Source organism: Vibrio minamisatsumaniensis (genome assembly GCF_050337445.1).
GTDB lineage: Bacteria > Pseudomonadota > Gammaproteobacteria > Enterobacterales > Vibrionaceae > Vibrio > Vibrio artabrorum.
In genome coordinates, this window is sequence record NZ_JAKJSY010000012.1 from 25,859 (window position 1) to 52,798 (window position 26,940).

Consider the following 26,940-nt stretch of genomic DNA (forward strand, 5'->3'; position numbering starts at 1 on the left):
CTGCTCTCAAAATGTGTCACGCGCAATAACTTATCAAGAAGCAATCCACCGCCGCTTATTGAAAGTCTTGCATGTTCCAGTTGCCGATATCCGCAGCAATGCCTTCACCGCCTTCTTGGCCATCTGCACCAAGAGTGAAAATATCGATAGTGCCATTATCACCTGGGCTTAGGAATTGGTACTCGTTACCCCATGGGTCATTAGGTAGACGCTTGATGTAGCCACCATCGCGGTAGTTACGAGGCTCTGGACTGCTTGGCTTAGAAACCAATGCATCAAGACCTTGATCCGTTGTTGGGTAAACGCTGTTATCCAGTTTGTACATATCGAGCGCGTTCTCTAGCGCCACAATATCAGTAATGGCTTTTTGTTGGTCAGCCTTCTCTTTATTACCTAAGAGGTTAGGCACAACAAAGCTGGCTAAAATGCCAAGAATAACCACAACAACCATCACTTCTAATAGGGTAAAGCCTGACTGTTTTTTCATTTTGTGTTTCATTATTTTCTCCAAATTACAGATGACGAGTTGAGACAGCAATGCCTTCATCTCGACAATCCAAAAACTCATGTTCTATAAGCTACTGTTAAATCAGCCACTCATTAGATTGTTCATTTCAAGCATTGGCATCAAGGTCGCCATCACAATAAACAGCACTAAACCTGCCATCAAAGCGATAAGCGCTGGGGTGAAAATACCTAACGCAATATTCACCGTCGATTCAAAGCTTTGGTCTTGGTTATCCGCGGCTCTTGTTAACATTTGTTCCAACTGACCACTCTGCTCACCACTGGCGATCATATGCAGCATCATCGGTGGAAAAAGTTTGGTTTGGGCGAGCGCTTTACGCAGGCTTGCACCTTCTCTAACACTGTCTGAAGCCTGCAATACTTGTTGCTTCACATAATGATTCGACATCACATCCACGGCAACTTTCATCCCTTCAAGGATGGGAATCGTACTTGAGGTACAGATCGACAATGTTCGAGCGAACCGAGATGTATTGATGCCCTTCGCTATCTTGCCAATCAGCGGGAGACTTAATAATTTGCGATCCCAACTCATGCGGACACTCGGCTTTTTCAACGCGGTCTTGACAACAAAAATCACACCCATGACCAATAGCAGTAATTGGATACCCCAATTCTGAATAAATTCACTCGATGCTAATAAAAACTGTGTCGACTGAGGCAGCTCTTGTCCCATTTGAATAATTGGCTCAACAATCTTAGGGACTACCGTGGCGAGTAGGAAAGAGACGATCGCGACCGCAAAGACCACCAACACGATAGGGTAGATCATCGCTTGCAGTAATGTTGAACGCATCTTTTGACGATTTTCGGCGTAATCAGCCAAGCGTTCAAGCACCGCATCCAAATGTCCTGACTTCTCACCAGCGGCAACCATCGATCTGAACAGCTCATCGAAGATATGTGGGAAATCAGACAAACTGTCCGCCAGCGAATAACCTTCGGTAACTTTAGATCGCACCGCAAGTAACATGGTACGAATGCGAGGTTTTTCCGACTGTTCGGCCACCGCTTTCAAACACTCTTCTAAAGGCATGCCAGATTGAACCAGTGTTGAGATTTGACGGGTAATCAACGCCAGATCTGGCGTACTGATACCACGTTTAAAGCTGGTCGATGGTTGAACACCTTTCGAGGGCTTGGCTTTGGCCTCGGCCATCTCAACCGGAATTAAACCAAGCTCTTTGATTCTTTGACGAGCCTGACGGGCATTATCGGCCTCGATTGACCCTTTTTTACTCTTGCCAGTGTTATCCAACGCTTTGTATTCAAATGCTGCCATTCTAGACTTCCTTGGTCACACGCATCACTTCTTCTAGGGACGTTACGCCTTTTCGAACTTTGCTTAAACCATCGTCACGAATACTGGGCGTTGTGCCACGAATGACCTTCTCAATGGCCTGCTCTCCAGACTCACTATGGATTAGCTCTTGTACCGAGTCATCAATCATCAATAGTTCATGAATGCCCGTACGGCCTTTGTATCCTTTATGACCACACAACTCACAACCTTTCGCTCGGTATAGCGTCAGGCTTTCATTTTTCATCAATCCGAACAGTTTTTTCTGCTCGCTATCGGCTTGATAAGGCTCTTTGCAGCCATGGCATAGGGTACGCACTAAACGCTGCGCTAGAACTCCCAGTAATGAAGACGAAATCAAGAAAGGTTCAATACCCATATCCCGCAAACGCGTGATCGCACCGATGGCAGTATTGGTGTGCAGAGTCGACATCACTAAATGGCCGGTCAAAGAGGCTTGTACTGCAATCTCTGCGGTTTCTAAATCTCGGATTTCACCGATCATCACCACATCAGGATCTTGACGAAGAATGGCACGCAAACCTCGTGCAAAGGTCATATCAACCTTAGGGTTCACTTGTGTTTGACCTATGCCGTCAATATCGAATTCGATTGGGTCTTCAACAGTTAAAATATTTCGCTCGTTACTGTTGAGCTCTTGCAGACCGGCGTACAAGGTTGTTGATTTACCTGAGCCCGTCGGGCCCGTAACCAAAATAATACCGTGTGGACGCTGAATCAGCTTACGGAAATTTTCGTGGTTCTCGGCCGTCATGCCTAAACTGTGTAAATCTAGACGAGTGGCGTTCTTATCCAACAGACGCATGACCACACGCTCACCATGTGAGGAAGGCATAGTGGAGACGCGCACATCCACCGCTCGGCCACCGATGCGCAAAGAAATACGGCCATCTTGTGGCACGCGTTTTTCGGCAATATCCAACTTCGCCATGACCTTTACACGAGAGACGAGCAAAGGGGCAAGCTTACGGCTCGGGGCTAACACGTCACGCAGTACACCATCAACTCGGAAACGAATAGAGAGTGATTTCTCAAACGTCTCAATATGAATATCCGAAGCGCCTTCTTTAATCGCCTCACCTAACATGGCATTGATTAACTTGATGATAGGGGCATCGTCTTCCGATTCAAGCAGGTCTTCATCTTGTGGTAACTCTTCGGCTAATGAGAAAAAATCGTCGCTGTCTGCCCCAATATCTTCCATCAACTGGCGCGCTTCCGATGAATCTCGCTGATAAGCATCAGTCAGTTTTTTATCAAACTCATCCACGGTAATTGCTTGAGGTATAAAGCCACGCTTCACCACTCGGCTCACTTCAATGATCGCCGCTGATTTCAATGGTTCAACGTAATAAAGTACTGGCTCACGCTCAGGATGCTGATACTCAAGCACCATTTTGTAGCGATTCGCAAAGCTAAACGGCAAGCGCTGGTAAGTACGCGCCGAACCGATCAATTCAGTCATTATTCTTTTTCCATTTGATCAAGGAAAGCTTGGATTTCTGCTGGGTGATCCATATTGTCACCAAACTTAGGTAAAACCGGAATGTTATCGTCAGCCATCAATTTCAACCCTTGCTCAGCTTTATATAGTTGCTCAGCTCGAATGAAGTTGTATTTACGCTGAGTGATACCATCAGCCGTCATCCCATCACGAATAATGGTTGGCTTGATGAAAACCATTAAGTTCTTTTTCTCGACCTGAGTACTGGTTGATTTAAACAAGTATCCCAAAATAGGAATATCACCTAAAAATGGGACTTTAGATTCACTCTCCAATGCACGCTCATCAATCAGACCGCCTAGCACGAGCATTTGACCATCTTGAACTATCACCGAGGTATTGAGCTGGCGCTTAGCAAAACGAACATCAACAGCCCCGTTTGCACCTAATACATTCGAGACTTCTTGTTCTATTTTCAGCTGAACAGAGTCACCTTCATTAATTTGTGGCACCACTTTAAGTTTGATGCCGACTTCTTTACGTTCAACCGTCTGGAATGGATTGTCGTTGCTTGAACCTGCCCTCGAGCCCGTAAGAACCGGCACTTCTTCACCAACAATGAACGAAGCTTCACCATTATCCATAACCGTAATACTTGGTGAAGAGAGAATATTTGAGTTTGAATCGGTCGCCACAGCACTGATCAGCGCTGTCCAATCGCCCATGGCCAAGCTCACAGCCGCACCATTAACACCAGAGAGAGCGGAAGCTAACGTTGAATAGTCACCCTTTTCAGTCGTCGTTTCATTGCGCTGGAATTTACCATTTTCATCGTAAACCGCGGTGGTCTTTTCCGTATCTTTCGCTTCTTCTAAACCGACCATGACATTGCCAATAGACGCTCCGGTGTTGCCGTACTGGACCACAGCCCCGGTTTCAAGGTTGCCCCACTGGACACCAAGGTTAACGCCATCACCTTCTGACATCTCAACAATCAAGGCTTCAATCAATACTTGAGCACGACGAATATCGAGTTGTGCAATGACATCTTTCAGTGCACTCATGATCTCTGGCTGGGCAGAAATAACCAGAGAATTGGTATCACTGTGCGCCGAAATCATCACTTGGTTTCGTTGCGATGGACTGCCTTTGGTTGACGTTTGCTTCTCTGACTGCAAGTTATCAGACACACCTTTCAACACATCGACAAGATCTTCTGCTTTCGCGTATTTAAGGTAGACAACTTGGTTATTGCCTCTCGTTGCCATTTCAACATCAAGCTGTTTAATCAGCTTTTTTAAACGACTGCGTACCTTAGGATCACCAGAAATAAGAATCGAATTGGTGCGCTCGTCTGCCACCAGTTTAGGTTGCAAAAATTCGGGGGTGTTTTTTGCGTCTGTGGTTTTACTCAGAGCATCAACAATACGTACCATCTCGGCTGCTGAAGCATTTTTCAGCTCAACGATTTCAATCTCTTTATCACCCGCTTGGTCAACACGCTTAATGATTTCAGCTAAACGATTGACCACCGCTGCTCGGCCAGTAATCAAGATGATATTGGCAGGGTCATAGTGCACCACGTTACCCGCGCCCGCATTGTCATTCAATTGACGAAGCAGAGGAGACAATTCACGCACCGAGACATTGCGAACCCTTACGACACGAGTAACAACGCTGTCGCCTTTAACTGAATCACCCTCTCCCACAACCGGGATCGCAGAGGTTTTTGCGTCTTTGGCTTTGATGATTTTAAGAACACCCGAATCCATTTCAACAACCGCATAACCATAGACTTCTAATACATTGAGAAAGAAACGGTAATATTGTTCTTCATTGAGTACGTCATAACTGCGCACATCAATTTTTCCACGTACGGATGGGTCAACGATGATCGTCTTCTCTAGGTTACGGCCAACAATATTAATAAACTCTTGAATGTCCGTGCCCTTAAAGCTGGCACTAAAATCACTAGCGATGGCGGCAGGCGTGCAGATTAAGCTTCCAGCCAACAACCATGCACTTTTCTTAAACCAATGCTTCACGTATTTCTCCTACACTTTCGTCGCTCTTTGGACGCAAAGTTTTAAAATTCAATAAACACTTCATGTTGTTGTCCATTCCTCTCGACGGTAAGGTTGAGCTCTGTCAGTTCTGAAATGGTACGGAATATATTGCCCATAGCGGCTGGGTCTGTCAGGTCTTGCCCGTTTAACTGAGTCGCAATATCTCCGCTTTGGAGGCCAACTGAGTTAAAAAGTTCTGAATCTTTGCCAGGGCTCACACGATAACCCATCACTTTATCGTCACGCTTCACCTGAGACAGTCGAACATATTGAAAGATTTGTTGCGGATCTTGTAATATTTTTGCTTTGATTTGATCCAGCTTCTGTTCGGCAGAAGCCGGGTTGTTACCACGAACAGAAGAAGAAGCTCTCGGGGGCGCCGGTGCGGATACCGCTAAACGCTTATACTCAATACCTTCGAGCATCAGTGTTTCGTCTCGCCCTGAATTATTGATGATCACGCGATCAACGAATACCGCTTTTAATTTAGCTCGTGTACCGTCAATTTCTTCATTAATCCCGTAAGTCGCTTGCGTACCGCGATTGGCTATCACAGCTAAGCTTAATTTAGGATTCGAGCTGGCAACGGCACCAACCAAAATCAAATTCAATCGTGTCTTAGGGGCATCTTGGATAACTTGCTGTTCAACCACCGTCGGTGTCGTTGGATTATAGGCACCAAAAAGATTGCTCTGCTGTAAAGAAGAGATATCGAGCATTGCCTGAGGAGAGGAAGACGAGGAAGCCGCAGCCTGCCAAGGCACTAAAGTTTGCTCGACCGGTTCAATAAACCATGCAAGCTGCCCTAAAATCCAGGCTGAAGCGGCAATTAACACGCAACAAGTGGCTAAGCTTAGTTTCTTCTGAATTTCCCATCCGTTAGCAAATAAGTGGCTCAATATAGGTGAATTTCCCATGCGATTTTTGAGCTCTAAAACGTTCACTTCCTTTGTCCCTTTTCATGACAACAAATGCTGCAAATCATTAAGCTTTCAGCTTTTTTATTCATTCGTTTGATACCAAGCTTATTTAAAGCATAAGGTCTTAAACTATATCATAGCCAATCTATAAATCGTCATTAGATGGCTATTTTGTAATATGACTTGAAAAAAATGCTAACCGCCTCCACTTTAAGCTTCAACTCAGAGTGATAAACATCATCAAAAATAGCTGGCGCGCTGTTTATTACCGTTAAACCGCACTCATTTCTCACTGAAAAGGCACAGCCCTATGAAAACACCAAATGAAGCTGTCAGACTCGATAAATGGTTGTGGGCCGCTCGTTTTTACAAAACCCGGTCTATTGCACGCAACATGGTCGATGGTGGCAAAGTCCACTATAATGGTCAGCGCAGCAAACCAAGTAAAATTGTTGAACTTGGCGCTATCATTACATTGCGCCAAGGTAATGAAGAAAAAACGGTGACTATCGAGAAAATCTCGGCCCATCGTGGTGGAGCACCTATCGCTCAAACGCTCTATGAAGAAACGACCGAGAGCGTGGCAAAACGAGAAGCATTTGCCAGCCAACGTAAACTGAATGTTCACAGCCCAGCACCCGAACGTCGCCCAGATAAAAAGCAACGTCGTGACATCATCAAGTTCAAGAATCAATAAGCTAGAAGGAATAGCCAAATGGCAAACAATGTTTTAAATCGCTACCTATTTGAAGACCTATCAGTACGTGGTGAATTGGTCCAAATAGACGAAGCGTACCAACAGATTATTTCTAGCAAGGAATACCCAGCACCCGTTCAAAAATTACTGGGTGAACTATTGGTTTCAACGACGCTATTAACGGCGACCTTAAAGTTTGAAGGCTCTATCACGATGCAACTGCAAGGTGATGGCCCAGTCTCCCTTGTTGTTATCAATGGTGACCACGATCAGAAAATCCGTGGCGTAGCGCGTTTTGACGGAGATATTGCTGATGATGCCGGCCTACACGATCTAATGGGTAAAGGCCACCTAGTGATCACGATCGATCCTAAAAAAGGTGAGCGTTACCAAGGTATCGTTGGTCTTGAAGGTGACACATTGGCCGATGTTCTTGAAGGCTACTTCGCTAACTCTGAACAGCTTAAAACGCGTCTATGGCTGCGCACAGGTGAGCATGAAGGCAAAGCACATGCTGCTGGTATGTTGCTACAAGTGATGCCTGATGGCACAGGGACGCCAAACGACTTCGAACATCTAGAACAGCTTACTGACACTGTGAAAAACGAAGAGCTGTTCACTCTAGAAGCGAATGAACTGCTTTACCGTTTATACAACCAAGAGAAAGTACAGCTATTTACACCACAACCGGTTGAATTCTTCTGCGGCTGTTCACGCGATCGAAGCGCAGCAGCAATCATTACCGTTGCTCAAGAAGAGATCTACGACATCCTAAGTACGGAAGGAAGCGTTGGTCTACACTGCGATTACTGTGGCACAAACTACTCGTTCGACAAGAGCGATGTTGATGCACTGTACGCCGAAGCAGCTGATAAAGGCGACAACACGGTTCATTAATTTACGACAGCTCAAAAACACGTAATTTACCCCAAAAAGGTCAGCACTTAGCTGGCCTTTTTTGTGATCAAAATAGCGCAAAAACCGCAACATCTCGTAATAAAATCACCACTTAATTTTAATCAATTAATAATATTGCCGCCCCTAGCGCAAAGGTTTGCGTACAGGATAGACTAGTTGGGCCAATATGTGACGATACGCTTAAAAGCACTAGTATTATATGGGTACTTTTTGAGCTACATCCCTGTTTCCCTAGAACCTCGTTGCTAGCATGGTCAGCAGATAACAATAAAAAATTAATACAAAATCCCTACAAAATATCCTATAAGGAGCACCTATGACCGTTATGGAACATACTAAGGTTGCACAACTTGATCTAACTAAGCACGGACTGACTGGCGTTACCGACGTTATTCGTAATCCTAGCTACGAACAGCTATTCGTTGAAGAAACACGGCTAGGCCTAAAAGGCTACGAAAAAGGCGTCGTCACGGAACTCGGCGCTGTTGCGGTTGATACTGGTATCTTTACTGGTCGCTCACCAAAAGATAAGTACATTGTTAAAGATGACACAACACGCGATACCCTGTGGTGGTCAGATCAAGGCAAAAATGATAACAAACCGATTACAACGGAAGTATGGCACGAGCTGAAAGCGCTGGTGACAACCCAGTTATCAGGCAAGCGGTTGTTTGTCATTGACGGTTATTGTGGTGCTAACCCAGATACACGTTTAAGTGTCCGTATTATCACTGAAGTCGCATGGCAGGCGCACTTCGTTAAGAACATGTTCATTCGTCCAACCGACGAAGAGCTCGCAACATTCGAGCCTGATTTTGTGGTTATGAACGGGGCGAAAACAACCAATCCTAACTGGGAAAAACAAGGGCTAAACTCTGAGAATTTCATTGCTTTCAACCTAACTGAACGTGTTCAAATCATTGGCGGTACTTGGTACGGCGGCGAAATGAAAAAAGGCATGTTCGCCATGATGAACTACCTACTGCCTTTACAAGGTATCGCTTCAATGCACTGTAGTGCTAATGTGGGCGAAAACGAGGATGTCGCTATTTTCTTCGGTCTATCCGGTACAGGTAAAACAACGCTGTCAACCGATCCTAAGCGCAAGCTAATTGGTGATGATGAGCATGGTTGGGATGACGATGGCATCTTCAACTTTGAAGGCGGCTGTTATGCGAAGACCATTCGCTTATCTAAAGAAGCAGAACCTGAAATCTACAACGCCATCCGACGTGATGCACTGCTAGAAAATGTCACGGTTCGTGGTGATGGTTCTATTGATTTTGATGACGGTTCAAAAACAGAAAACACTCGTGTTTCTTACCCGATTGACCACATCGATAACATCGTTAAGCCAGTATCAAAAGCCGGCCATGCTAAAAAAGTCATCTTCCTGACAGCTGATGCATTTGGTGTGCTCCCTCCTGTAGCTAAACTGACTCCAGAGCAAACGAAGTACCACTTCTTATCAGGTTTTACCGCGAAGCTAGCAGGCACAGAGCGTGGGATTACGGAACCTACACCTACGTTCTCAGCGGCATTTGGAGCTGCTTTCCTAACCCTTCACCCAACTCAGTACGCTGAAGTACTGGTGAAGCGTATGGAAGCCGCTGGCGCTGAAGCTTACCTCGTGAACACAGGCTGGAACGGCACTGGCAAACGCATCTCTATTCAAGATACTCGCGGCATCATCGACGCTATTCTAGATGGCTCAATTGACAATGCAGAGACTAAGGTTATCCCGATGTTTAACCTAGAAGTTCCGCTAACGCTGCCCGATGTAGACCCTACGATTCTTGACCCACGAGATACGTACACCGACCCTCTACAATGGGAAAGCAAAGCAAAAGATCTTGCAGAACGCTTCATCAATAACTTTGATAAATACACTGACAATGCTGAAGGGAAATCATTGGTTGCGGCAGGTCCTCAACTGGACTAACCCAATCCTCTGCTCGGGCCTAGCCAAAAGCGAACGCCCAATTTAAAGTGATATTTTTGTAGCAAGCCCCTCTTTTGAGGGGCTTTTTTATTGCTGCTTGCCCCTTTTTGCTCCACTCTGTTTTAAGACTAGTGAAATTTAAGGTTTTCAGGGAATGAAAAAGGTATTCATGGTATTCGGCATAATGTTGGCTATCGCCGTTGCAGCTCTTGCAGCGTTGCTATTAAGCCTGCAGACCCAATACCGTGCGGATGTGGCTAATTTTTTTATCAAACATGCGATGGAACAACCTCTGCTCATTGAAGACGTTGAGTATCAGGCGCCTTATCATGTCACCTTAATGGGCATGACCCTGCCTCAAGTCCAACCGGAAAAGCAGCGCCCCCTGTACATCGACAAGGTCGATATCTGGCTCAATCCTCACTCTATCATTGAAGCCAAATGGGTGTTCGATTCTGTGCTTATCAATGGCCTACAACTGGATGCCAGTGGATTAAAGGCACTTGCCTCCTTACTTATAAAGCAAGACATCCAACTCCAGCAACTCGCGATAAACAACCTCGATTTTTCAACACCCAACTTTCATGCACGAGGTATCGACCTGCAAGTCTCCGACCCTATCTGGAACAACAACGCATTGTTGCCCTATGGTAAAATCCAACTCTCAACCACGCAGTTGTATTGGCAAGGCGAAGCCTTCGATAACCTATTGATCGACCTAGACCTAAAGCCGAGTGACAGCACCCTTTATGGCGCTTCATTCGACTGGCGTGGTGCTAAGGTTTCAGGGCAAGCCGAGCAATATTTACGCAGTTGGTCATTGATTAACGTGACCATTGATGGCTTGCGACTCAATCAAAAACAGACCCAAAGCCTATTGAACAAAGAGTGGGAGGTAGCAGGTATTCAGATAAACCACATCAACAGCTTAGATATTATCCATAGCGACATAGAGTGGAAAAATGGGCACTTATCGGCCTTTGATGCCTCACTAGAAAACATCTCACTGCCTTTTGAACACTGGAAACAACAGAAAGCGATTTTCTCTCTGCAAGCTGAAGGTATCGCCTTAGACGATACTCAACTCATTGAACCAAGCGTTAAACTGAATCTAGAGTCCAACCAGATTCTAATTGAAGATTTCTATACTCAATACCTACAGGGCACGGTTCAGTTTAACGGCAAGATCACCCCGAGTACCATTGATTTAGCACAACTTGATATTCAAGGCATCAAGTGGATACATGAAAGCCAAGACAACCATCGTTCAACCTCTCGTCTACAGCCCTGGTTGACACAACTCCAGGACGTCAAAATTGACCGATTAAACATTGAACGCAGTCAACTTATCCAGCTCGCCAAGAAGCCTTATTGGCAGGTATCAGGGTTACATGTCGAAGGGTATCAGGTTCAACTGCTGCAAGAGAGAAAGTTAGGACTGTGGCAAGGTAAACTGATGATGAGCGCCAATGATGCAAGCTATCAAAATGTTCTCAGCGTTCAACCTGTCATTGAAATGAACAGTGACCAAGGACAATGGACGTTAACACGCCTGTTTATGCCATTAAAGCACGGTTATATAGAAGCAGAGGCCACACTCGACTTCAATCACATCAGTAAACCATGGCGTATAGACATGTCGGTTGATGGATTACCGATAGCCCCCTTATTGCAACCGCTTAAATTACCACTCGATGCAACCGGTTATGGCGAATTCGAGCTTCAAGCTACCGGTTTATATGGCGATTCGTTGATGCTCGGTTACTCGACCACAGGTCAACTCACAGGCAGCGTTCGCCAAGGTGTCATGACCTTCAACGATACGCTTTCTGATACCTCAACCAATAACGCGTTTGAAGTCCCGAAGCTGAATGCGAGCTTTGACCGTGGGCGCTTCACGCTTGAACCGATGCACATTATTGGTGCGTCGGCAAAAGAGAAAGGTTCACAAAGAGTTCAAATACTCAAAGGTGAGGTTTCTGGAACCCTCGATTTACTCAACACCGAGCAACACAGCCTCTCTATTACTCTATCCGACCCATGCCATAAAATCTCAGGAAAACTCACTCAAGCGGAATATTCAGAGAGACATGACTGCCAACCAAAAAACGCTACGCCTCAGGAGTAGCGCTTTCCGTCAATATCGGCAGCATTAGCAATATGACCTATTTACTCACATTAGTATCTGTCGAGATGACCTTTTTGTAGTCTGGGATCAGCATATAGGTACCGGTAAATTCTACCGCTTCAACATCACCACTATGAATGGTCACGTGAATGATAATACGTGCCTTTCTGCCTGACGCGAGGCGATCCAAATCGCCACTGATCCCATCCAATGAAGTAGAGGCAACCGGGTTTTGCTCTACCGGGTGACGATAACGAATATTACTGTCCGCCAGCACGATATCACCGGTCAACCCACGCTCTTTCATCAATAACCAAGTCATCCCCCAACCGGTTAAGGTTGCCAAGGTAAAAGCGGAGCCTGCAAACATCGTATTGTGAGGATTAAGGTTAGGGTTGAGCTGCGCGCTACACTCAAATTGGTAACCTGTGTATTGGTTAATCTTAATGCCCATTTTGTCACTGATCGGGATCTGATGTTCCCAGCGTTGCTGAAGCTCATGACACCACTCAGGCTTGCGCAATACGTCAGCCATGGGGTCGAGATGTTTAACCATCTGCTGATGACGAACAGGGCCCCGTTGGTCGTTGATCTCACCGCGACGTTCAAATGCATTCTTCTCATAGAATGAAATCGCATCTTCCCGAGCATTACATACCAAACGTTTCGCCCCCTCCTGGCGCGCCAATGACTCTAACGCCACTAAAATCAAAGAACCCATGCCTTTGCTGCGGCGAGAGTTCTTCACTGCCATATAGCGGATCTGACCTTCTAAGTCTGGCGTGATATAGAGACGACCAATCGCCATCGGACGACCTCGACCATCCACAATCATGCGATGATGACTCATGGCATCATATTCATCACGCTCTGAACCTACCGGCATACGCCATGGCTCACGCAGCATCTGCCAACGAAAATGGTAATACTTATTCAGTTGATTTTCGGTGGTCGGTGTTATGAGTTTAAACATGCTTATTCCTTTAAGCCTAAACCTGCAGCCAGAATGTCACTGGGCCATCATTAACCAAAGACACTTTCATGTCGGCTGCAAATCGGCCACGTCCCGTTGGTAACACAGATTCGCATTGGTCAGAAAAATAGTTGTAAAGACGCTCAGCATCTTCTGGATGAGCACCACGAGAAAACCCAGCTCGGGTGCCTTTTTTGGTATCGGCTGGCAGAGTAAACTGAGACACCACCAATACCTTCCCTTCTACCTGTTTCACGTTGAGATTCATTTTATCGTCCTCATCGCTAAAGACTCGATAAGTGGTCACTCGTTCCATCAAACGCTTGGCTTTGGCTTCATCGTCACCTTTTTCTACGCCTAACAGAACTAATAAGCCTTGTTCAATCTCACCCACTACTTGGCCATCAACACGTACGGCGGCTTCACTTACTCTTTGAATCAGGGCTATCACTGTTGTTTCCTTGTTCTGTTATTTTATCGTTATCGGTTGAGTGTATCATTTCTTGTGAACCACTCCACTGTTCGTGCTCTCCAAGCGCGGCTGTCACTTCAGCACCCACTAACACGATTAACCAACATAAATACACCCAAACAAAAAGAATCGGAATCGCTGCCAACGCACCGTAAATCAATTGGTAAGATGGAAATTGAGTAATGTAGGCCGCAAAACCTTTCTTACTCAATTCAAACAGCAGAGCTGCAACCAAAGAACCGGCAACGGCATGAGAAAAGTGTACCTTCTTGTTGGGAACCAACAAATACAAACCAAAAAACGCAAAGAAAGAGAGAATCAGAGGCAGTTTGCGAATAACGGTATTGAATGCACTCGATACCACTTCACTCTGTAGTAAGTTCAACGACGTCACGTAAGAGGTCGCCGCAATACTGGCACCGACTAAAATCGGCCCGAGAGTAAGCACCATCCAGTACATTGAGAAAGACAACACAGGACGCCGTTTTTTCTTTACTCGCCAAATGTAGTTTAGATTCTTATCAATATTAGAGATCAACATCAGTGCTGCTACAAACAGAAATACACTACCGACCGCTGTCACTTTCCCGGTATTAGCAACAAACTCTAACAACGCACCATGTACGGCATCCCCTGATGCAGGAACAAAGTTGGTTATGATAAAGTTTTGAATCACCAGACCAACATCTGCAAAGATTGAGAACGACGATAAGATCGAGAGCAAAACCGTCAACATCGGTACAATAGAGAGCAGAGTAATGTACGCCAAGTAACCCGCATTCACGTTGACCCTATCATGAGCCATCCGTGTGAGAAGATAGCGGGCAAACAGGATACTGCCCGTGACGGCTTTTTTTATCTTCAACTTGTAACTCCCTAGTAACTCGTTCATAGTCCTAATTCATTGATCGCTACTTAACTATAGCAAGCTAGAATGCCTTATTTAGCGATTATAGTCCCCTCTATTTTTAATCTTACTGGATGCTCGTCAGCTTAATTATTTAGCCATGGTCATATAGGGAGCCATAAGCATAAGATGATGTGTCGATCAAGTAAGCGGTAGTAGAGGGTCGAATGAATATCGAGCCGAACCAAGACAACTTAAGTACCCACTCATTATGAAACCTATCATTATTACTGGTGGCCCCGGAGCCGGAAAGACAACACTCATTGACGCCTTGGGTGATATCGGTTTTCCAATCTTCGCAGAATCTTCTCGCCAATTAATCGAACAGCAGAGCCAACTTGAGAACGGTATCTTACCTTGGTTAGACCTTCCAGGCTTTGCTCGCCTATGTTTAACCGTCATGAGCGAACAAAAAGACCAAGCCAATCAGCATCCAATTGCCTTTCTCGATCGCGCCATTCCCGATATCTGTGGTTATTTGTCTCAGGCTCGCCATGAGATTGACGAAGCCTACCGGGAAGCGAGCCAAGGCTATCACCGACAAGTCTTGTTCTGTCGTCCTGAAGCTTCAATCTATGTGCAAGATGATGTGAGACCTTATCCGTTTGAGGAGGCGCTAGAGATTCACCACGCGTTAGTAACCGTCTACCAAGAGCTGGGGTATCAGACAGTCGAAGTACCTTTTATGTCGGTGAAAGAGCGAGTTCAATTCGTTGAGCAGTACTTAGGTATCAAAAGCTAGATCCCCAACTCGGTCGTTCCTCCCTCTTGAGGATGACGAATACTTGAATGCTCTTCACATCTCTTTTCCCCCTATCTACTCCAATAGCACATAAAACAAAAGCCCCGAGCAGCTAGGCTACTCGGGGCTTTCTTACTTATTCTAAAACGTATTGCTTATGGCTAGAAGCGAGTCAGCGGGCAATTAAGCCTTAGCTGGACGTGCTGCACGTTTACGTTCGTTTTCAGTAAGCAGTTTCTTACGGATACGTACGTTTAGTGGCGTTACTTCTACTAGTTCATCTTCGTCGATAAACTCAAGAGCTTGCTCTAGAGTGTGGCGGATAGGTGGCGAAAGAACTTGTGCTTCATCAGTACCCGATGCACGAACGTTCGTTAGTTGCTTACCTTTCAGACAGTTAACTGTCAGGTCGTTTGAACGGTTATGAATACCGATTACTTGACCTTCATAAACTTCATCCGCGTGTTCTGTGAATAGACGACCACGAGCTTGAAGGAAGAACAATGCGTAAGTCAGAGCTTTACCTGTTGCGTTCGAGATTAGAACACCGTTGTTACGCTGACCAATGATACCGCCTTTGTGTGGACCGTAGTGATCGAACGAGTGGTAAATAAGACCAGAACCAGACGTCATTGTAAGGAATTCAGTTTGGAAACCGATAAGACCACGAGAAGGCATCATGAAGTCCATGCGAACACGGCCTTTACCATCTGGTGCCATATCTGTTAGCTCACCCTTACGTAGACCGATGCTTTCCATGATCGCACCTTGGTGCTCTTCAACGACATCGATAGTAACCGTTTCGAACGGTTCCATTTTCTGACCATCTTCTTCTTTGATGATTACTTCTGGACGAGATACTGCTAGCTCAAAACCTTCACGACGCATGTTTTCGATCAGGATAGAAAGATGAAGCTCACCACGGCCTGATACGCGGAAACGGTCTGGACTGTCAGTTTCTTCAACACGCAGTGCAACGTTATGAACCAATTCTTTTTCAAGACGCTCAAGGATGTTACGTGAAGTAACAAACTTACCTTCTTTACCCGCGAACGGAGAAGTGTTTACTTGGAACGTCATTGTTACTGTTGGTTCATCAACAGACAGTGGTTCCATTGCTTCAACATTGTTTACGTCACAGATAGTGTCTGAAATTTTCAGTTCACCAAGACCGGTAATTGCAATGATGTCGCCAGCGTTAGCTTGTTCTACTTCGTGACGCTCAAGGCCTAGGTAACCAAGTACAGTACCGACTTTACCGTTACGTTTTTTGCCTTCAGCATTGACGATAGTGACTTGTTGGTTTGGCTTAACCGAACCACGAGTAACACGAGCAACACCGATAACACCGACGTAAGAGCTGTAATCAAGTTGCGAAATTTGCATTTGTAGTGGACCGTCAAGGTCAACAGCAGGTGCTTCTACGGTATCAACAACAGCTTGGAACAATGGTTCCATGTTCTCGCCAGTTTCGCCTTCAGTCATTGTTGCCCAACCGTTTAGAGCTGAAGCGTAAACAACGGTGAAGTCTAGTTGCTCATCAGTCGCACCAAGGTTATCGAAAAGGTCGAATACTTGGTCCATAACCCAATCAGGACGAGCACCTGGGCGGTCAATCTTGTTGATTACAACGATTGGCTTAAGACCGTGTGCGAATGCTTTTTGCGTTACGAAACGAGTTTGAGGCATTGGGCCATCAACTGCGTCAACGATAAGCAGAACAGAGTCAACCATAGACATGATACGCTCAACTTCACCACCGAAGTCCGCGTGTCCCGGAGTATCTACGATGTTGATGCGGTAATCATTCCAGTTGATTGCTGTGTTCTTAGCAAGAATGGTAATGCCACGCTCTTTTTCGATGTCATTCGAATCCATGACACGCTCTTCAGCTTCACCACGAGACTCAAGAGTGCCTGACTGTTGTAGTAGTTTATCAACCAAAGTCGTTTTACCGTGGTCAACGTGCGCGATGATCGCGATATTTCTTAACTTATCAATCTGTGGAGTAGACATGGATTCTCGATTCACTCATAAAAGTAGCCGTCACTTATCTCAAAAGTTTGGATAATAACCGCTAGCTTGATTTAAAAAACGGTCAATAATATACCAGATTCTAGACAAAAACCCAGAAATATGTGATCTGAACCAAAGCTTTTTTCTTTGACTAGCAATGCCTATCCGCTTAACTTTGATTAGGCACCGTGTTGAGCAGACAAATTCGTCGGACTCTAAAAACCGCATCCCCCGCGAGTAACGAAGCAAAACTCCCGCAAAATGACAAAAGTGGATTGACAACTTAGGCAATTCATTGCTGAATGGTGTTCGCTTATGTCTCACATTGGTGCACAGACAAGCGCCTGCACCAACAAGGTGCAACTAGAGATCATTTTGGTGCAAAAACCAGATTAGGTCCAATCAAAAAATAAGTAAATCATTGAAGTTAATGGAATAATTTTTTTGGCACGTTTTTGGCTATAGGTAAATCAGCATCGATTAATGCACTTATAGACATTAATCAATGCTAGTTTCAACCGAATCGAGCTAATACAAAATTAATAACACTGGAGGTTATCCAAGATGTCAGTAGAAAATGTACTATCCCTGATCCAAGAGAACGAAGTTAAATTTATCGACTTACGTTTTACTGATACAAAAGGTAAAGAGCAGCATATCTCTATTCCTTCTCACCAAGTTGATGCAGACTTCTTCGAAGAAGGCAAAATGTTTGACGGCTCTTCAGTAGCTGGTTGGAAAGGTATTAACGAATCTGACATGGTAATGATGCCAGACGCAGCATCTGCTGTACTGGACCCATTCACAGAAGACGCAACGCTAAACATCCGTTGTGACATCCTAGAGCCTGCAACAATGCAAGGCTACGACCGTGACCCACGTTCTATCGCTAAACGTTCTGAAGAGTACCTACGTTCTACAGGTATCGCAGACACAGTTCTAGTTGGTCCAGAGCCAGAATTCTTCCTATTTGATGATGTTAAATTCTCAAATGACATGTCTGGTGCTTTCTTCAAGATTGATGACGTTGAAGCCGCTTGGAACACAGGTTCTGACATCGAAGGCGGTAACAAAGGTCACCGTCCTGGCGTTAAAGGCGGTTACTTCCCAGTCGCTCCTGTCGATTCATCTCAAGACATCCGCAGCGCAATGTGTCTAGTAATGGAAGAAATGGGCCTAGTTGTTGAAGCTCACCACCATGAAGTAGCAACTGCGGGTCAAAACGAAATCGCAACTCGCTTCAACACGCTAACAGCAAAAGCGGATGAGACTCAAATCTACAAGTACGTTGTACACAACGTTGCTCACGCATTTGGTAAGACAGCGACATTCATGCCTAAGCCACTCGTTGGTGATAACGGTTCTGGTATGCACGTTCACCAATCTCTAGCAAAAGACGGCGTTAACCTGTTTGCTGGTGACAAGTACGGCGGCCTATCTGAACTGGCACTTTACTACATCGGTGGTGTAATCAAGCACGCTCGTGCAATCAACGCGTTTGCTAACCCATCAACGAACTCGTACAAGCGTCTTGTACCTGGTTTCGAAGCACCGGTAATGCTGGCTTACTCAGCACGTAACCGTTCTGCTTCTATCCGTATCCCAGTAGTACCAAGCCCGAAAGCGCGTCGTATCGAACTACGTTTTGGCGACCCAGCAGCTAACCCATACCTATGCTACTCAGCAATGCTGATGGCTGGCCTTGACGGTATCAAGAACAAGATTCACCCAGGCGAAGCGATGGATAAAGATCTATACGACCTTCCTGCAGAAGAAGCAGCTGAAATCCCAACCGTTGCAGAATCTCTACAAGAAGCGCTAGCAGCGCTTAACGAAGACCGTGAGTTCCTAACAGCTGGCGGCGTATTCTCTGACGATTTCATCGATTCTTACATCACTCTGAAATCTGACGACGTACAACGTGTGAACATGGCGACACACCCACTTGAGTTTGAACTGTACTACTCAGTTTAATCTTCAGGAGAGATAAGCTAGTTCTTACTGCAACCTTGTAAGAATCGCTGACTAAATATTAGGCTCGCCTCGCAGGCGGGCCTTTTTTATATTCTTCCAACCTTCACTTCCTCGTAACATACCTTAAACAAAAGCCCTCAAAGGCTATCGCGCTACACACAATAAAATCAATAAAAAAATCAACGCCAAACGTGGAATCACCTAACGGTGAAAAGAGGCTAAAGATATGAAAAATATACTGTTCCTTATTGGGTTAACAGTCGCCCTTTCATGCTCTGCTCAAACGGTGTATACCTGGGTAGATCAAGATGGCGTGCTCCACTTCAGTGATAACCCTAGCGCTCAAGATGCCGAGGCTCTTCGCCTGCCAGATGTGCAAGCTTCAGCACCTGCTCCTAAATTTGAGGCCTCGACTCCGGTTGACGCCGCAGGTTCCTCTACAACTAAACTGCCAGCTAAAACCCAGCCAGAAACAGAAGCCACAGAGCGTGAGGTTCCCACTCAATTAGCCCTCACCATGTTGACTCCCGTTCATGAACAAACCATTCGTAGCAACCGCGGCTTAATCCCGATTCAGGTAGAGCTCAACCGAAAACTTGGTATAGGTGAACAATTACAATTGATGTTTGATGGCCGTCGCTATGGCGCCCCACAGACCCTACCGTATTGGGAATTAAAAGGCATCGATCGAGGCACTCACACCATTGCAATTCAAGCTCATCGAAGCGGCAAGCTTATTGCATCTACTAGTCCAGTCACCGTGTATTTACATCGGGCGACGCTCAAGTAGGCCAATGTGTCAAAAGAGACTGAATGACTTCTACTTTTCATCTAACCGAAGCCGCTTTCAGTGACTCTAATGAATTATCTTTAGCTTCGAATGGATATGCGCCATACTTGAACTTAGCTTCGCACCAGTTTGGTGCAGTGAGAAAACCCCCGTTCAAGGACGAAATTGTGAATCGATCAGCCAAAAGTGACAGCATAGAGACAGAGCATCTTTCCAGCGCCATTCTCGATAATATGGTGACTTCGACGTTGATGCTCGATGAACAACTGTATGTCCGATACGCCAATCCGGCAGCTGAACAGCTCTTTTCACAGAGCGCACGACGCATCGTTGATCATCCACTAAGCCAACTTATCCAACACGCCTCATTGGATTTGGCGCTTCTAACGCAGCCTCTCCAAAGTGGCCAGAGCATTACCGACAGTGACGTGACCTTCGTTGTTGATCACCGCCCACTGATGCTTGAAGTTACGGTTAGCCCAATATCTTGGCAGCGAGAGACACTGCTATTGGTTGAGATGCGCAAGATAGATCAGCAAAGACGCCTCAGCCAAGAGCTCAACCAACACGCTCAGCAACAAGCGGCTAAGCTGTTGGTGCGCGGGTTAGCACATGAGATAAAAAATCCGCTCGGGGGCCTAAGAGGTGCAGCGCAGTTGCTTGGAAAAATGCTGCCCGATCAGTCTCTCAATGAGTATACCCAGATAATCATTGAACAAGCCGATCGTTTAAGAGCCTTAGTCGACCGCTTGCTTGGCCCACAAAAACCAGGAACCAAGTCAGAAGAGAACCTTCACCAAATACTTGAAAAAGTCAGGCAGCTTGTCGAGCTCGAATCGGAGTCTACACTCGTTATTGAACGAGATTACGATCCTAGCCTCCCCGTAATTTTGATGGATTCTGCACAGGTAGAGCAAGCCATGCTCAATATTGTGAGTAATGCCGCGCAGATTCTGAAAGCTCAAGATTCAGGAAAAATCACCATTCGCACCAGAACGGTGCATCAAGCTAACATTCATGGGCAGCGACATAAGCTCGCCGCGCGAATTGAGATCAGCGATAACGGCCCGGGCATCCCCGATGAATTAAAAGATACGCTGTTTTATCCAATGGTCAGCGGACGAGAAGGTGGCACTGGATTAGGGTTATCGATATCTCAAAACCTGATCGATCAACACAATGGAAAAATTGACGTTGAGAGTTGGCCCGGTAACACCACATTCACGATTTATTTACCAATATAACTGAAGCTACATTTCCTAATTGAAAAGCGAGCCTGATAAGCCAAAACGACGACCGAAAAATAAAAACAACAATGATGATCACCATAGATTTAGCTGCAAAGGAATAAAATTATGAGTAAGGGATACGTTTGGGTCGTCGATGACGACAGCTCTATTCGCTGGGTAGTAGAAAAAACACTTTCATCTGCGGATATCAAGTGCGAAACATTTGCGGACGCAGAGAGCGTGTTACTTGCTCTTGAGCGTGAAACCCCTGATGTACTGGTTTCTGACATTAGAATGCCCGGTATTGACGGAATTGAACTGCTTCACCAGGTTCATCAACGATCCCCCGAGCTACCCGTGATCATTATGACCGCGCACTCTGATCTCGATGCGGCAGTGAATGCTTATCAAAAAGGCGCCTTTGAATACCTACCAAAGCCATTCGATATCGATGAAACATTGACCTTAGTCGAGCGAGCGATTGCGCATAGTCATGAGCAGAAACGCGAACAAGCCAGCGAAGTCGCCGAAGACAGCAACGCCCCAGAAATTATTGGTGAAGCTCCAGCGATGCAGGAAGTGTTCCGAGCCATTGGCCGTTTGTCTCGCTCATCCATTTCCGTTCTCATTAACGGTGAATCAGGTACCGGTAAAGAGTTAGTGGCGCACGCTCTGCACCGTCATAGCCCAAGAGCGAAAAAGCCCTTCATTGCCCTTAATATGGCCGCGATTCCCAAAGACCTTATCGAATCTGAACTGTTTGGTCATGAAAAAGGCGCCTTTACTGGCGCTAACAGCGTTCGCCAAGGGCGCTTTGAGCAGGCCAATGGCGGCACGCTCTTTCTTGATGAAATAGGCGATATGCCACTCGATATTCAGACACGCCTTCTGCGTGTGCTTTCCGACGGTCAGTTTTATCGTGTCGGTGGTCATTCTGCGGTTAAGGTCGATGTTCGCATTGTCGCAGCAACCCACCAAGATCTCGAACGATTAGTCCAGGAAGGTAGCTTCCGTGAAGACCTTTTCCACCGACTCAATGTCATTCGAATTCATATTCCGGCACTGCGTGAACGTAAACAAGATATCGAAAAGCTGACTCATCACTTTCTCGCCTCTGCCGCTGAAGAACTCGGTGTGGAAATGAAAACACTGCATCCCGATACCATTCTAAAACTGAATCAACTAAATTGGCCAGGCAACGTGCGTCAGCTCGAGAATATCTGCCGCTGGCTGACCGTTATGGCCAGTGGCAGTGAAATACTGCCTTCGGATCTACCACCAGAGCTATTAGAAGAGAAAGTCGTGCCCGCTTCAGGTTCGGGAGAGACCTGGCAACAACAGCTTGCAAATTGGGCAAAGTGTGAGCTTGATTCTGGAGAGAAAGAGCTGCTGACTTATGCTCTACCTGAGTTTGAACGCATACTGCTCGAGGCTGCGCTCGACTATACCAATGGACACAAACAAGATGCCGCTAAAGTCTTAGGATGGGGAAGAAATACCCTAACTCGCAAGCTTAAAGAACTGTACTAGACCTTATATGATTCTCAATGCATCTGATTTTTAAGAAAAAAAGGTTCGCTTGGCTAGCATAGTGTCGGTACAATTGCAGTACAGTATCTGGCCAAATTGTAACTAAAGATGTCCTTGAGAACACAAATCACACTGAGAACCGCCGTGGTTCTGCCCTTCGTGATGATTTTTCTAATCACTATGGGTGTAATGGTTTTCACTCAAAAACAAAGTTACAAAGAAATGGTGAGTGATATTAGCGCACGCCGGTTAATATCACTCACAAACAACGTAAATCAAAGCCTCTCTGAGTTTTTAGAAAAACCGTTTGAAGCCAATCTCTCGCTCAGCCAAAACATAGGCTACCATCACCTTTATCAAGCGGGAAACCTCAGCAAAGTCCAAGACTATATTCTTTATAAGTTCTCCAAGCACTTTCAGACTACTTCTCAAGTGGATGTGATTGGCTTTGGTTCAGAAGATGGTAACTACGTCGGTTTCCGTAAAGAAGCCAACAAAGGCTACACCTTGATGGTGCAAGACGAACGCACCAATGATCAGTTGGTCATTTACCGTGGCAGCAAAATTAGTGAAGACATTCGGTCGGTGATTTCAGATTACGATCCAAGAGTTCGTCCGTGGTACACCCCTGTTGTCGCAGAAAAAAAAGCATCATGGTCACCGATTTACGCCAATGCAGATGAACGTCAAGAGATCACCCTATCAGCGCTCGCTCCTGTCTATGACAACAACGAGTTTAAAGCCGTGATTGTCTGTGACATCAAGATCAATACCTTTAATGCATTCTTAAGAAACCTAAAAAGTAAAACTGATGCCTCTGTCTATATTATTGACCAACAACAACGTTTAATCGCACATTCTAGAGGCGGCAGTGTTGTCTCTTGGGGGACAGGTAGAACCAATAAAGGGCAACGTTTATTAGCGATAGAGAGTGCTAATCCAATAATACAAAAGAGCGCCAGCTACGTAGATAGAAACTCTTTACTTGAAAACATGGAAATACAACATTTCAACTTTACTCTGGATGGTGAACACTATTTCAATCAGATCACCCCTTATAAAGATAAATACGGTCTCACTTGGTTTATTGGGATGTCGATCCCTGAAAGCAACCTACTCGGTGAATTACCAGATAAGCAAAGAAATAGCTGGTTACTTGGATTATTACTGAGTTGTATTGGGATCGTCGCAGGGTTAATTGCCTTTAATCGTATTATCCAGCCCATCACTTCCACAGCCGACGCAGCGAAACGCCTCGCTAAGGGAGATTGGGACGGCAACATGCCAAAGCCAAGCAATATCTACGAAACCAGTATGTTAGTCGAAGCTTTCAATGAGATGGCCAAAAACTTAAAAGCATCGTTCCAACAGTTACAATCTCAACTTACCTATGACTCGTTAACCAAGCTATACAGTCGTGAAGGCTTTATTGATGCCGCAAAGAAAAAAGCCAAAATCGAAAAAGGTACCCTGTATTTAGTGGGTATTAATCGTTTTCGCGATATTAATGACAGCCTAGGCCACCAAAATGGCGACCAACTGCTGATCATCGCTGCGGCACGCTTGAGAGGAACACTACCTTCAGAGTACCTCTTGGCCCGCACTGGCGGTGATGAGTTCGCCATCTACGCACCGAACATCATCCAAGAGGCTGACGTGCAGATACTCGCCAACCGATTAGTTCAGACGTTTTCCTCTCCATTTGCTATGGAGTCTGAGAGTGTTGTCATCAAGATTTCTATTGGAGTGGTTAACGTCTCTAGCGACCAAGAGATCACATTATGTCTGCGAAATAGCAGCATTGCGTTAAGCAACGCAAAACAAGATAAAGCTAGCATCTGCATCTATGACCCAGAAATGAGAAAAGCCTCTAAGCACCGAACCAAAATGCTTGCTCGTATAAATAACGCTATCGAGCTGCAACAATTCGAACCCTTTTATCAGCCGATTATTGACCTTGAATCAGGCTCAACCATAGGGGCTGAAGCATTAGCTCGCTGGATAACAGACAAAGGGGTGATCTCACCGATCGAATTTATTTCTCTCGCGGAAGAGAGCGGGCTCATCTACGATATTGGTCAGCAGATTCTGCATAAGTCTTGTCGCGATACCGCAATCGCGATTGAGTCAGGAAAATGGAGTGAAGACTTCTCGATTCACGTTAATCTTTCCGTCGACCAACTCACAGAGAGCGGCTTCGTTGAGCTTGTCAAAAGCACATTGAATGAGACCAAGTTACCCGCTAAAAATCTCACATTGGAAATCACCGAGTCACGCATCATCGATAATGATCCAATGATCATCGACAACATGCTGGCTCTAAAATCGCTGGGGATCTCGATTGCAATTGATGATTTTGGCACCGGATATTCCTCGTTGGCTTATTTGCAGAAACTGCCATTTGATTGTCTTAAAATTGATCGCAGCTTTGTCAGCAAGCTGGATAAAGAGGGGATAGACCGCTCTATCGTTGCGGCAATCGCCAACATAACTAAGGGCTTTAAGGTCAATCTAGTTGCAGAAGGGGTTGAAACTCAACAGCAGGCTGAATTGCTAAAGCAGCTACAATGTCCACAAGCACAAGGCTTCTTATACAGTCGACCAGTTCCATTTGAACAATGGCCAGCCAATCTAACAAATATCCAAAAAAACACCTAAAAAGCACAGTCGAACTCAAGAAAATAATGGGATTCACTAAGCCCAGAAACAAAAATGCCAGCGGAATGCTGGCATTTTTATGTCTCGATTTTCGCTCAAACCATTAGATCACACGAGAGAATTGTTGCTGGCGCGCTTTGGCTCGTAGGTATTTATCAAAACACATACAGATATTACGAATCAACAAACGGCCACGCAAAGTCACGCGAATGGCTTTGTCATCGACTTCAACCAACTCATCGTTAATGAAGGTTTGCAGTAGTGCCAAATCCTCTTTGAAGTAATCATTAAAGCTCACCGAAAATTCAGACTCAATCATGGTTTTATCAAGCTTAAAGTTACAGATAAGCTGTTTAATCACTTCTCTACGTAATAGATCATCACCATCAAGAGAAACCCCTCTCCAAAGTGCATGTCGTAGGTCATTCACCTGAGCATAATACTTCTTCAACTCTTTTTGGTTTTGCGCGTAAGCATCCCCCACCATAGAGATAGCCGAAACACCGAAACCAATGAGGTCCGCTTCCCCTTGGGTGGTATAGCCTTGGAAGTTCCGATGCAGAATGCCTTCACGCTGTGCAACCGCTAGCTCATCTTCAGGTAGTGCGAAATGATCCATGCCGATGAACTGGTAGCCCGCACCGGTTAACGTCTCAATAGTATCTTGTAAGATCGCCATCTTCTCTTTCGCTTCTGGCAGATCTTCATCTTTGATTTTGCGTTGAGCTGCAAACAACTGTGGCATATGTGCGTAGTTAAAGACCGATAAGCGACCCGGTTTCATTTCAAGTACTTGCTTCAATGTTTCAGCAAACAGTGCTTGAGTTTGTTTGGGCAATCCGTAGATCAAATCTAGGTTCGTCGAACGGAACCCTAGCTCTTTCGCACGTTGAACCATGGCAATAATAAACGCTTCATCTTGCTCACGGTTAACCAGCTTTTGTACTTCTTTATTGAAATCTTGAACACCAATGCTGAGACGGTTAAAGCCTTCGCTGCGCAAGTGGTCCAATACGTCTAACTCTATCTCGCGAGGGTCCACTTCAATACTGATTTCAGCATCAGCTGTAAAATTAAATTCATCACGCAGAATCATCATCAAGCGAGTAATTTGCGCTTTGGTTAAAAATGTCGGAGTACCACCACCAAAATGCAGCTGCGTCACCTCACGACCATTCAACAAAAAAGCTCGCTGACGAATTTCGTGCTCAATCACATCTAAGTATTCGTCCGCTTTATGCGAGTGACGAGTAATCACTTTGTTACAGCCACAGTAGTAACAAAGTTTATGACAGAACGGAATATGCACATAAAGAGAGAGTGGACGCTCAGGGTATTGCGCACACGCCATGTCGTAATCCGCGACGGTAAACGCTTCATGAAACTCCAACGCCGTTGGGTATGAGGTGTAGCGAGGTCCCGAATAGTTGTACTTATTTAAGATCTCTTGATCCCAAACGATTTGCTGATTCGTTGTTAATGGCTTGCTCGACATAGCGGTACTTCCAATTAAGATCCGCGAGAACCTAAGGTCTCTCAAATCATTTTACATACATTAAAATATAGACGGGTTATTTTGCCACACGACCGATTAGGCCGTTTCAAGACAAAATCTTTTTTTCAGATAAAAGCTCAGAACTGCTAGCTTGATCACTAACAATGCACCGAAATAAAAAGGCGCAAAA

20 protein-coding genes are annotated in these 26,940 nt (G+C 45.4%); 10 read left to right on the forward strand and 10 right to left on the reverse strand.

Annotated features, from left to right (window positions below; all coding sequences use genetic code 11):
- Window positions 1–55: 55 nt before the first annotated feature.
- The 5 genes from gspG to gspC all read right to left on the reverse strand — a co-directional run bounded on the left by gspG (window position 56) and on the right by gspC (window position 6,276).
- Complete coding sequence (gene gspG, locus L4B77_RS02960; protein WP_261838572.1) at window positions 56–499, reverse strand: type II secretion system major pseudopilin GspG; 444 nt, start codon at window positions 497–499, stop codon at window positions 56–58.
- A gap of 90 nt (window positions 500–589) precedes the next feature.
- Entirely contained in the window at window positions 590–1,810 is a 1,221-nt protein-coding gene (gene gspF, locus L4B77_RS02965; protein WP_429748368.1) for a type II secretion system inner membrane protein GspF, read from the reverse strand.
- Between the two features lies 1 nt (window position 1,811).
- Window positions 1,812–3,314, reverse strand: coding sequence for a type II secretion system ATPase GspE (gspE, locus tag L4B77_RS02970; protein WP_372091667.1), 1,503 nt, complete (start codon window positions 3,312–3,314; stop codon window positions 1,812–1,814).
- Window positions 3,314–5,338, reverse strand: coding sequence for a type II secretion system secretin GspD (gene gspD, locus L4B77_RS02975; RefSeq protein WP_429748371.1), 2,025 nt, complete (start codon window positions 5,336–5,338; stop codon window positions 3,314–3,316). Before gspD ends, gspE begins: the two co-directional genes overlap by 1 nt.
- A gap of 41 nt (window positions 5,339–5,379) precedes the next feature.
- Window positions 5,380–6,276 carry a type II secretion system protein GspC gene (gene gspC / locus L4B77_RS02980; protein ID WP_429748471.1) on the reverse strand — a complete coding sequence of 299 codons (897 nt, stop codon included), beginning with the start codon at window positions 6,274–6,276 and terminating at the stop codon, window positions 5,380–5,382.
- Between the two features lie 313 nt (window positions 6,277–6,589).
- Here gspC and hslR point away from each other — a divergent pair, with 313 nt between their 5' ends.
- The 4 genes from hslR to L4B77_RS03000 all read left to right on the forward strand — a co-directional run bounded on the left by hslR (window position 6,590) and on the right by L4B77_RS03000 (window position 11,964).
- Window positions 6,590–6,976 carry a ribosome-associated heat shock protein Hsp15 gene (gene hslR, locus L4B77_RS02985; RefSeq protein WP_429748373.1) on the forward strand — a complete coding sequence of 129 codons (387 nt, stop codon included), beginning with the start codon at window positions 6,590–6,592 and terminating at the stop codon, window positions 6,974–6,976.
- An 18-nt stretch (window positions 6,977–6,994) separates the two neighbouring features.
- Window positions 6,995–7,873 (forward strand): Hsp33 family molecular chaperone HslO, encoded by an 879-nt coding sequence (hslO, locus tag L4B77_RS02990; protein ID WP_429748375.1) that lies wholly within the window; start codon window positions 6,995–6,997, stop codon window positions 7,871–7,873.
- Window positions 7,874–8,210: 337 nt separating this feature from the next.
- Window positions 8,211–9,836, forward strand: a complete 1,626-nt coding sequence (gene pckA / locus L4B77_RS02995) for a phosphoenolpyruvate carboxykinase (ATP) (protein WP_261838566.1) — start codon at window positions 8,211–8,213, stop codon at window positions 9,834–9,836.
- A 154-nt stretch (window positions 9,837–9,990) separates the two neighbouring features.
- Window positions 9,991–11,964 carry an AsmA family protein gene (locus L4B77_RS03000; RefSeq protein WP_429748378.1) on the forward strand — a complete coding sequence of 658 codons (1,974 nt, stop codon included), beginning with the start codon at window positions 9,991–9,993 and terminating at the stop codon, window positions 11,962–11,964.
- A 37-nt stretch (window positions 11,965–12,001) separates the two neighbouring features.
- Here L4B77_RS03000 and L4B77_RS03005 read toward each other — a convergent pair whose 3' ends face one another.
- The 3 genes from L4B77_RS03005 to L4B77_RS03015 are packed head-to-tail and all read right to left on the reverse strand — an operon-like array spanning window position 12,002 to window position 14,301.
- A complete protein-coding gene (locus L4B77_RS03005) occupies window positions 12,002–12,937 on the reverse strand; it encodes a bifunctional GNAT family N-acetyltransferase/hotdog fold thioesterase (protein WP_429748380.1) in 936 nt (311 codons plus the stop codon).
- A gap of 16 nt (window positions 12,938–12,953) precedes the next feature.
- Window positions 12,954–13,388 carry a D-aminoacyl-tRNA deacylase gene (gene dtd / locus L4B77_RS03010; RefSeq protein ID WP_429748382.1) on the reverse strand — a complete coding sequence of 145 codons (435 nt, stop codon included), beginning with the start codon at window positions 13,386–13,388 and terminating at the stop codon, window positions 12,954–12,956.
- On the reverse strand, window positions 13,360–14,301 hold the full coding sequence (locus tag L4B77_RS03015; protein ID WP_429748384.1) for a virulence factor BrkB family protein: 942 nt from the start codon (window positions 14,299–14,301) through the stop codon (window positions 13,360–13,362). The genes dtd and L4B77_RS03015 overlap by 29 nt, the downstream gene beginning before the upstream one ends.
- A 226-nt stretch (window positions 14,302–14,527) precedes the next feature.
- On the opposite strand from L4B77_RS03015, the gene L4B77_RS03020 reads away from it, so the two are divergent.
- Window positions 14,528–15,058, forward strand: coding sequence for an AAA family ATPase (locus L4B77_RS03020; protein ID WP_429748386.1), 531 nt, complete (start codon window positions 14,528–14,530; stop codon window positions 15,056–15,058).
- Between the two features lie 183 nt (window positions 15,059–15,241).
- On the opposite strand, the gene typA is transcribed toward L4B77_RS03020, so the two are convergent.
- The gene (gene typA / locus L4B77_RS03025; protein WP_429748388.1) at window positions 15,242–17,074 is read right to left on the reverse strand and encodes a translational GTPase TypA; all 1,833 of its coding nucleotides are present in this window, start codon (window positions 17,072–17,074) and stop codon (window positions 15,242–15,244) included.
- Between the two features lie 564 nt (window positions 17,075–17,638).
- Here typA and glnA point away from each other — a divergent pair.
- The 5 genes from glnA to gepA all read left to right on the forward strand — a co-directional run bounded on the left by glnA (window position 17,639) and on the right by gepA (window position 25,255).
- Window positions 17,639–19,048 carry a glutamate--ammonia ligase gene (gene glnA, locus L4B77_RS03030; protein WP_429748390.1) on the forward strand — a complete coding sequence of 470 codons (1,410 nt, stop codon included), beginning with the start codon at window positions 17,639–17,641 and terminating at the stop codon, window positions 19,046–19,048.
- A 226-nt stretch (window positions 19,049–19,274) separates the two neighbouring features.
- Window positions 19,275–19,838, forward strand: coding sequence for a DUF4124 domain-containing protein (locus L4B77_RS03035; protein WP_429748392.1), 564 nt, complete (start codon window positions 19,275–19,277; stop codon window positions 19,836–19,838).
- 167 nt (window positions 19,839–20,005) lie between these two features.
- A complete protein-coding gene (glnL, locus tag L4B77_RS03040; protein ID WP_261839662.1) occupies window positions 20,006–21,082 on the forward strand; it encodes a nitrogen regulation protein NR(II) in 1,077 nt (358 codons plus the stop codon).
- Window positions 21,083–21,193: 111 nt separating this feature from the next.
- Entirely contained in the window at window positions 21,194–22,597 is a 1,404-nt protein-coding gene (glnG, locus tag L4B77_RS03045) for a nitrogen regulation protein NR(I) (protein ID WP_429748394.1), read from the forward strand.
- A gap of 108 nt (window positions 22,598–22,705) precedes the next feature.
- Window positions 22,706–25,255, forward strand: coding sequence for a phosphodiesterase GepA (gene gepA / locus L4B77_RS03050; protein WP_429748396.1), 2,550 nt, complete (start codon window positions 22,706–22,708; stop codon window positions 25,253–25,255).
- A gap of 103 nt (window positions 25,256–25,358) precedes the next feature.
- On the opposite strand, the gene hemN is transcribed toward gepA, so the two are convergent.
- Complete coding sequence (gene hemN, locus L4B77_RS03055) at window positions 25,359–26,750, reverse strand: oxygen-independent coproporphyrinogen III oxidase (protein ID WP_261838556.1); 1,392 nt, start codon at window positions 26,748–26,750, stop codon at window positions 25,359–25,361.
- Window positions 26,751–26,940: the final 190 nt, after the last annotated feature.